This is a genomic window from Aeromonas aquatica (assembly GCF_000764655.1).
Classification (GTDB): domain Bacteria; phylum Pseudomonadota; class Gammaproteobacteria; order Enterobacterales; family Aeromonadaceae; genus Aeromonas; species Aeromonas aquatica.
Genome location: NZ_JRGL01000014.1, coordinates 59,590 through 68,115, shown reverse-complemented (window position 1 = coordinate 68,115; position 8,526 = coordinate 59,590). Strand labels below are relative to the sequence as shown.

The window sequence follows — 8,526 nt, the reverse complement described above, 5'->3', positions numbered from 1 at the left end:
TATTTCAGGACTAGACATCCATGAGAAAAGAGATTTGTTCGAGGCCTCTTGCTATGCTGAGACCTGCCAAATCAAACGACGATCTCCCCATGCAAGCACCTGCCATACCCGATTACGAACGACAGCGCCTCGATGCCTTGCGGCGTCTCGCCATTCTGGACAGCTCCGCTGAAGAGCGGTTCGACCGCATCACCCGGATGGCGCGCAACATGTTTGAGGTCCCCATCTCGCTCATCTCCCTGGTGGATGAGGAGCGGCAGTGGTTCAAGTCTCGCTGTGGCCTGGATGCGCAGGAGACCCCCCGTGACATCTCCTTCTGCGGTCATGCCATCCTCGGCGAGGAGATCTTCGTGGTGGAGGATGCGGCCCGGGATCCGCGCTTCGCCGACAATCCGCTGGTGCTGGGGGCTCCCCACATCCGTTTCTATGCCGGCAGCCCTCTGCATATCGCCGGTGGCTACAAGGTGGGCACCCTCTGCCTCATCGACCGTCAGCCGCGCCAGCTGGACGCGCGTGAGCGGTCCCTGTTGACGGATCTGGCGGGCATGGTGGAGCACGAGCTGGCGGCCATTCAGCTGGCCATTCTGGACGAGCTGACCGGCATCACCAATCGCCGCGGCTTCATCATGCTGGGGCAGAAATGCCTGCAGCTCTCCCATCGGCAGGGACGGGAGGCGAGCCTGTTGTTCCTCGATCTCAACCGCTTCAAGGAGATCAACGATACCCTGGGACATGAGGCGGGGGACGACGCCCTACGTCAGATGGCGGTACTGCTATCTAGGGTGTTTCGCAACGCCGATATCTTTGCCCGGCTGGGGGGCGATGAGTTCGTGGTGCTGCTGCCCGGCATCGGGCCCGAGCTGGTGTCACGGGTGCTGGTCCGCTTCGATGAGGCGCTGGCGAGCTTCAACCGGGAGGCGGGCAAACCCTATCGGCTGACCTGCTCTACCGGGGTGGCCCACTACGATCCGGCGTTGCCCCCCGAGCTGGAGCTGTTGCTGCAACAGGCGGACAAGCAGATGTATCACCGCAAGAAGGGCGGCTAGCCTCCAAGCGGGTACTCGCTTTTGCCCGGAAATGACAAGGGGACGCATGGCGTCCCCTTGTTGCATTCGAGCGGCTTACAACCGGAAGTTGCCGACCAGCTTGTCGAGCTCGCCGGAGAGCTGCTGCAGGCTGCGGCTGGACTCGGTCAGCTGGTGGGCGATGTCGGCGGTCTCCATGGTGAGCTGGTTGATGTCTTCCACGTTGCGGTTGATCTCGCCCACCACGCTGGACTGCTCCTCGGTGGCGGTGGCGACCTGGATGTTCATGTCGCTGATCTGGGTGATGTGGCCGGTGATCTGGCCGAGGGCGGCATCCGCCTCGTCGGCCTGGGCCACCACCGCCAGACTCTGAGTGCGGCCCTGGGTCATGGCGCTGACGGCGCGGGCGCTCTGCTCCTGCAGCCGGTTGATCATGCCCTGGATCTCGGCGGTGGAGGCGGCGGAGCGGCTGGCGAGGTTGCGCACCTCGTCGGCCACCACCGCGAAGCCACGGCCCTGTTCACCGGCGCGGGCGGCCTCGATGGCGGCGTTCAGCGCCAGCAGATTGGTCTGCTCCGAGATACTGCGGATGGTGTCGAGTATGCTGCCGATGGAGTCGGTCTGGTTGGCCAGGGATTCGATGACGCCGGAGACCTGCTCTATCTCGTCGGACAGCCCGACGATGCCGTGGCGAGCCTTGGCGACCACCAGGGCGCCGGCATCGGCCTGCTCGTTGGCCTGCTTGGCCACATCGGCGGCCAGGGACGCATTGCCAGCGATCTCGCCGACGGTGGCCCCCATCTCGTGGATGGCGGTGGCGACCTGCACGGTACGATCCCGCTGGGCGGTACAGTTGTGCTGGGTCAGCTGGGCCTTGCTGGCCACCTCGTTGGCGGTGGCGGCGAGTTGGCGAGAGTTGCTGGCCACCTGCTCGATGGAGCCGTGGATCTTGGCGACGAAGTTATTGAAGCCGGTGGCGACCTGGCTCAGCTCGTCCCGTCCTTCCACCTTGAGGCGCTGGGTCAGATCCCCGTCGCCGCTGCCGAGCTCCCGGAACAGACGGGCCAGATCGTTGAGCGGGCGGCTGACGGAGCCAGCCAGCAGCACCCCGAGCAGCCCCATGCCGACGGCGATGGCAAGGCTCACCAGCAGGATGTGCAGGCGGGCCCTATCCAACTCGGCGTAGATCTCGGCCTCCGGCACCTGGGCCACCAGATACCAGTCGAGCAGCGGGATATAGCTGGTGGCCAGCACCACCGGCTGGCCGTCGATCTCGGCGTGGGTCGCGGCGAACGGCTGCCTGGTCAGCAGACCGCTGGCGCCCGGGCCTGCCAGTTGGGCCAGGCTGTCTCTGTCGATGCGGGCGGCGTCCGGGTGCAGTTTCACTTTGCCGCTGCCGTCTGTCATGAACACGAAGCCGCTGTCGCCGATGCGGAAGTTGGCGAGCATGCTGACCATGCTGTCGAGGGACTTGGCGAGCCCCGCCAGACCGCGGCCGTCGAGCTGCTGGAAGTTGACGAACAGCTTCACCTCGCCGTTGGTCTCGCGGAAGATGCTGAGCATCAGATCCTGCGGGCTCTTGGTGTAGTCGTAGAACCAGTTGTCCTGGTCATGATTCAGGACGCGCAGGAAGCCATCCTGGTTGTAATAGGCGGCGCTTTGCCTGTCGGCGAAGGAGGCGGTAACCAGGCCATACTGGGCGGTCATGTCCTTGAGTTGTTCAATGAGGATGGACTCCTGCTCCTTGGGCATGCCACGGGCGACCCAGTCCAGCACGAAGCGATCGTTGGCCAGCTGTTTGGCGGCGCCGGCGACCGAGGTGAGATCCTTCTCGATCTCCTTGCCGATACGCTGGGTCAGGTTCGGCAGCTCCTGTTCGAACATGCGGGTCTCGATCAGTTGCTGGGCCGATCGCTGGCTGAAGTAGCCCACCAGCAGACAGGAGAGCGCCACGGCCAGGATGACGGTGGCCAGAATTTTCTGTTTGAGTGTCAGGCTTGCGAACATAGGGTGACTCGGGTGTGGGCCTAAGGTTGAGCTCATATTAGCGGCCGCCGGATGACGCTCTTGAGGTGGGGATGGCGTTTATTGTCGATTAACGTTTGCGCTCACATCAGGCTGGGACTGGATTGGCGCCCTGCTTGCTTCGGGCCTGCGGTCGGCTGAAAGGCGATGAAATCTCGCCAGCACAAGGAGTTGCGGTTACAGTTCCTCAACTTATAGTAGGTAACACTCGGCCGGCGGCATCGCTCACTCGGCTCGCACTGGATCAATGGACACTCATATGCGCATCTTTCATCGGGGATGGACCCACCTGCTAATGCTCCTGCTGGCAGCCTTGCCATTGATGGCGGCGGCCCAGACTCCCGACGCTGCCAAGGCGCACGGGGATGGTGCCAAGATGGACCGCCCCAGGATTGCGCTGGTACTGAGTGGCGGCGGCGCCAAGGGGGCGGCCCATATCGGGGTGCTCAAGGTGCTGGAGGAGAAGCGGATCCCGGTCGACATCGTGGTGGGCACCAGCATGGGCTCCTATGTGGCGGGCATGTATGCCATGGGGCTCAGTGCCGAGGAGGTGGAGCGCATGACCCTCTCCATCGACTGGAACAAGGGCTACCAGGACAAGGTCGGTCGTGACGAGCTCTCCTTGCGCAAGAAGCAGCAGAGCGAGAAGTACCAGCTGCGCACCGACATCGGCGTCAACGGCGATCAGGCCCAACTGCCGGATGGCTTCTTCCAGGGCCAGTCCATGGCCAGCCTGCTGCGCCATGCCACCTCCAACCTGCCGGTGCAAAAGAGCTTCGATAACCTGCCCATTCCCTACCGCGCCATGGCCACCAACATGGAGACGGTGACCCCCTTCGTGCTGGATCACGGCAGCCTCGCCAAGGCGATGCAGGCCTCCATGTCCATTCCCGGCGCCCTCAAGCCAGTGGATTGGGAGGGGCACATCCTGGCCGACGGCGGCACGGTCAACAACATGCCGGTGGACGTGGCCAAGGCGATGGGGGCCGACATCGTCATCGCGGTGGACATCAGCGCCAAGCTGCGCACCCGGGAGTCTCTCAAGTCGGGGCTGGCCATGATAGACCAGCTCACCACCTACATGACCCAGGTCGGCACCGAGCAGCAGAAAGCCCTGATGGGGCCTAAAGACGTGCTGCTCAGCCCGGAGTTTGGCAACATGGGCATCGCCGACTTTGCGCTCATGCCGGAGGGGATCAAGATAGGGGAGCAGGTGGCCATGCGTGCCTCCAGCCAGCTGGATGTGCTGTCTCTCTCCCCTGAGCGTTATGCCGACTACCGTAACCAGAAGCTGAGCCGCCGTGCCGAGCGCAGCGGCCAGCCGGCCTACTACATCGACAAGGTGGAGATCATCAACAAGTCGCGCCTCTCCGACGACACAGTGCGCGCCATGCTCAAGGTGCGACCCGACAAGGTGCAGACCTATGAGAGCCTGGAGGCGGGGATCCGCCGCCTCTATGCGCTGGAGTCCTTCGATCGCATCACCTACGAGGTGGTGGAGCGCGATGGCGAGAACGTGCTGGTGGTCAATGCCAGCGAGAAGAACTGGGGGCCTGGCTACCTCAACTTCCAGCTCGGCTTCTCCGATGATTTCGAGAACAGTTCCAACTACAACGTCGGCATGTCCTATACCCTCACCAACGTCAATGACTGGGGAGGGGAGTGGCTGACCGAGGCATCGCTCGGTACCGCCAAGCACCTCAAGACCGACTTCTATACGCCGCTCGAGCCCTCCCAGACCTATTTCGGCGAGGCGAGCCTGGCCTATGACAAGACCCAGCGCCGGGTCTTCTTCCCGGAAGAAGATGTGCTTTCCTCCGGTGTGCGTTATCTGGATTCGGAGTACAGCTTTACCAGCATGGATCTCGCCATCGGCTGGAACCGTCAGCCCTGGAGCCGGTTATCCCTCGGGCTGGAGGGCAAGGTGGGCAGCGTCGATATCCAGAACCTGTCCGATGCGGATGCGGACGCTTCCGCCTGGGGCCCCTATGTGCGCTTCGAGCACGACACCCTCGACAGTCGCTACTTCCCCTATGAGGGCATCTACTGGGATATCAAGGGAGGCTACTCCCATATCAGGCTAGAGCCGACCAATGAACCGACCGAGAACACCGAGGGGCTCAACTACCACCTGGTGATGATCAAGCCCTGGTCATGGGGACGCCACAGCGTCAACCTGATGCTGGAGGGGGGCGGCTCCACCTCGCAGGAGGACGTGCCGCTGTTCGTACAGGATCTGGGCGGGCTGTTCCGGTTGTCCGGTTTCCAGCACTACCAGTTGAGCGGGCGCTACAGCCTGTTCGGTGGCCTGCGTTACATCTACCGGGTGGCGGACAACGACTTCGGGGCGGTCAAGGCTCCGCTGTTCCTCGGTGGCTCTCTGGAGCAGGGGGGGGTCTGGGATAGCGGCGAGGATATCAGCGTCGAGAGCTCCTTCACCGCCGGCTCCGTCTATGTGGGGGTGGAGAGTTTCCTCGGTCCCATCTTCCTCGGCTACGGCATGGCGGAGGGGGGCCATGACATGTTCTATCTGCAGTTGGGCACCACCTTCGAATAAGGTTTAAATGCTGATTTTTTGTTAACTCATCAATGGTGTGTTTTTTGTTCGCAGCAAAAACATCAGTAACTTTAGTTGGTTAGATTTATTTGGCGGATAAGCATACAGGCCTTGGATTTTAATTAGTCGTTAAAACTTATATAGTGGGGGGCACCCTACGGGTGTCCCGCAAGGACGATCGCCGCGAGCTTGGGCGAACCCAAAAAAAGACCAAAGAGGAATTAGTCGTGCTTGAAACCTACCGTAAACACGTCGCAGAACGTGCTGCCGAGGGCGTAGTTGCCAAACCTCTGGATGCAGAGCAAGTCGCCGCCCTGGTTGAACTGATCAAGAACCCGCCCGCCGGTGAACAAGATTTCCTGAAAGAACTGCTCTCTTCCCGTATTCCTCCCGGTGTGGACGAAGCGGCCTATGTGAAGGCCGGTTTCCTCACCGCCATCGCCAAGGGTGAGGCTCACTCGCCCATCCTGAGTGCGGCCGAAGCCGTCGAGCTGCTCGGCACCATGCAGGGTGGCTACAACATCCAACCGCTGATCGACTTGCTGGATCATGCAGAACTGGCCCCTCTTGCTGCCAAGGGCCTCTCCCACACCCTGCTGATGTTCGACTCCTTCCACGATGTGGAAGAGAAAGCCAAGGCGGGCAATGCCCACGCCAAGCGGGTGATGCAATCCTGGGCCGATGCCGAGTGGTTCCTGAACCGCCCGGCCCTTGCCGAGAAGATCACCGTCACCGTGTTCAAGGTGACCGGTGAGACCAACACCGATGACCTGTCGCCCGCGCCGGATGCCTGGTCCCGTCCCGACATTCCGTTGCATGCCCTGGCCATGCTGAAGAACGCCCGTCCCGGCATCACCCCGGACAAGGATGGCGTGATAGGCCCCGTCAAGGCCATCGAAGCGCTCAAGCAGACCGGCTTCCCGCTGGCTTACGTCGGTGACGTGGTCGGTACCGGCTCTTCCCGCAAATCCGCCACCAACTCGGTGCTCTGGTTCATGGGTGACGACATCCCCCATGTGCCGAACAAGCGCGCCGGCGGTGTCTGCCTGGGTGGCAAGATTGCCCCCATCTTCTTCAACACCATGGAAGATGCCGGCGCCCTGCCCATCGAAGTGGATGTCTCCAAGCTGGAGATGGGGGATGTGATCGACATCTACCCCTATGCCGGCAAGATCTGCAAGCATGGCACCGAGCAGGTGCTGGCCCAGTTTGAACTCAAGACCGAGGTGCTGATCGACGAGGTGCGCGCCGGTGGCCGTATCCCGCTGATCATCGGCCGCGGCCTGACCGACAAGGCGCGCGAGGCGCTGGCTCTGCCGTTCTCCACCGTGTTCCGTCGCCCTGTGCCTGTGGCCGACACCGGCAAGGGTTACACCCTGGCCCAGAAGATGGTGGGCAAGGCCTGCGGCGTGCAGGGCATCCGTCCCGGCACCTACTGCGAGCCCCGCATGACTACGGTCGGTTCCCAGGACACCACGGGCCCCATGACCCGCGATGAGCTCAAAGACCTGGCCTGTCTCGGCTTCTCCGCCGACCTGACCATGCAGTCCTTCTGCCACACCGCCGCCTACCCGAAGCCCATCGACGTGCAGACTCACCACACCCTGCCGGACTTCATCATGAACCGCGGTGGCGTCTCCCTGCGTCCGGGTGACGGCGTCATCCACTCCTGGCTGAACCGCATGCTGCTGCCGGATACCGTCGGCACAGGTGGTGACTCTCACACCCGTTTCCCCATCGGCATCTCCTTCCCGGCGGGCTCTGGTCTGGTGGCTTTCGCTGCCGCCACCGGCGTGATGCCGCTGGACATGCCGGAATCCGTGCTGGTGCGCTTCAAGGGCGAGCTGCAACCGGGCATCACCCTGCGTGACCTGGTCCATGCCATTCCCCATGCCGCCATCCAGAAGGGGCTGCTGACCGTCGAGAAAGCGGGCAAGAAGAACATCTTCTCCGGCCGCATCCTCGAGATCGAAGGTCTGCCGACTCTGAAGGTAGAGCAGGCATTCGAGCTGGCCGATGCCAGCGCCGAGCGCAGCGCCGCCGGTTGCACCATCAAGCTGGATCAGGCGCCGATCACCGAGTACCTCAAGTCCAACATCGTCATGCTGAAATGGATGCTGTCCGAAGGCTACGGCGACGTGCGCACCATCACCCGCCGCATCAAGGCCATGGAAGAGTGGCTGGCGAAGCCGGTGCTGATGGAAGCGGACAAGGACGCCGAGTATGCCGAGATCATCGAGATCGATCTGGCCGACATCAAGGAGCCGATCCTCTGTGCGCCGAACGATCCGGACGATGCCCGTTTGCTCTCCGAGGTGGCTGGTGCCAAGATCGATGAGGTGTTCATCGGTTCCTGCATGACCAACATCGGCCACTTCCGCGCCGCCGGCAAGCTGCTCGAGAAGTACCAGGGCGAGCTGCCGACCCGCATGTGGATAGCCCCGCCCACCAAGATGGACAAGGATCAGCTGACCGAAGAGGGTTACTACGGCATCTTCGGCCGGGTCGGTGCCCGTATCGAAATACCGGGCTGTTCCCTCTGCATGGGTAACCAGGCACGGGTCGCGGAAGGCGCCTCAGTTGTCTCCACCTCCACCCGTAACTTCCCGAACCGTCTGGGCAAGGGCGCCAACGTCTACCTGGCCTCTGCCGAGCTGGCTGCTGTTGCCGCCATCACCGGCAAGATCCCGACCGTGGCGGAATACCTGCAGTACGCCAAGACCCTGGATGCGACCGCTGCCGATACCTATCGCTACCTGAACTTCAACGAGATCGCCTCCTACACCCAGAAGGCCGATGCGGTGATTTTGCAGCAAGCGGTATAAGGATGGGCGCCAGTATGGCGCCGCCTGTCTGAGAACGAGCCCCGGCCCCTGCCGGGGCTTTTTTGTGGCGACCACCCGGCGGTTGTGTGCTGGT

4 protein-coding genes are annotated in these 8,526 nt (G+C 62.6%); 3 read left to right on the top strand and 1 reads right to left on the bottom strand.

Annotated elements, in window-relative coordinates:
- The first annotated feature begins 89 nt into the window (after positions 1-89).
- Positions 90-1,046 carry a GGDEF domain-containing protein gene (locus tag LG30_RS0104435; protein ID WP_033129512.1) on the top strand — a complete coding sequence of 319 codons (957 nt, stop codon included), beginning with the start codon at positions 90-92 and terminating at the stop codon, positions 1,044-1,046.
- 75 nt (positions 1,047-1,121) lie between these two features.
- Here the strand turns inward: LG30_RS0104435 and LG30_RS0104430 are convergent, their stop codons facing one another.
- Entirely contained in the window at positions 1,122-3,032 is a 1,911-nt protein-coding gene (locus LG30_RS0104430) for a methyl-accepting chemotaxis protein (protein WP_033129505.1), read from the bottom strand.
- Between the two features lie 277 nt (positions 3,033-3,309).
- Between LG30_RS0104430 and LG30_RS0104425 the strand changes: the two genes are divergently transcribed.
- Together LG30_RS0104425 and acnB are read left to right on the top strand one after the other, a co-directional pair.
- Positions 3,310-5,607, top strand: coding sequence for a patatin-like phospholipase family protein (locus LG30_RS0104425; RefSeq protein ID WP_033129504.1), 2,298 nt, complete (start codon positions 3,310-3,312; stop codon positions 5,605-5,607).
- A gap of 227 nt (positions 5,608-5,834) precedes the next feature.
- Positions 5,835-8,432, top strand: a complete 2,598-nt coding sequence (gene acnB, locus LG30_RS0104420) for a bifunctional aconitate hydratase 2/2-methylisocitrate dehydratase (RefSeq protein WP_033129503.1) — start codon at positions 5,835-5,837, stop codon at positions 8,430-8,432.
- Positions 8,433-8,526 lie beyond the last annotated feature (94 nt).

Coding starts and splice junctions, on each gene's coding strand:
- LG30_RS0104435 (WP_033129512.1), top strand. CDS start 90: ATGCAAGCACCTGCCATACCCGATTACGAACGACAGCGCCTCGATGCC.
- LG30_RS0104430 (WP_033129505.1), bottom strand. CDS start 3,032: ATGTTCGCAAGCCTGACACTCAAACAGAAAATTCTGGCCACCGTCATC.
- LG30_RS0104425 (WP_033129504.1), top strand. CDS start 3,310: ATGCGCATCTTTCATCGGGGATGGACCCACCTGCTAATGCTCCTGCTG.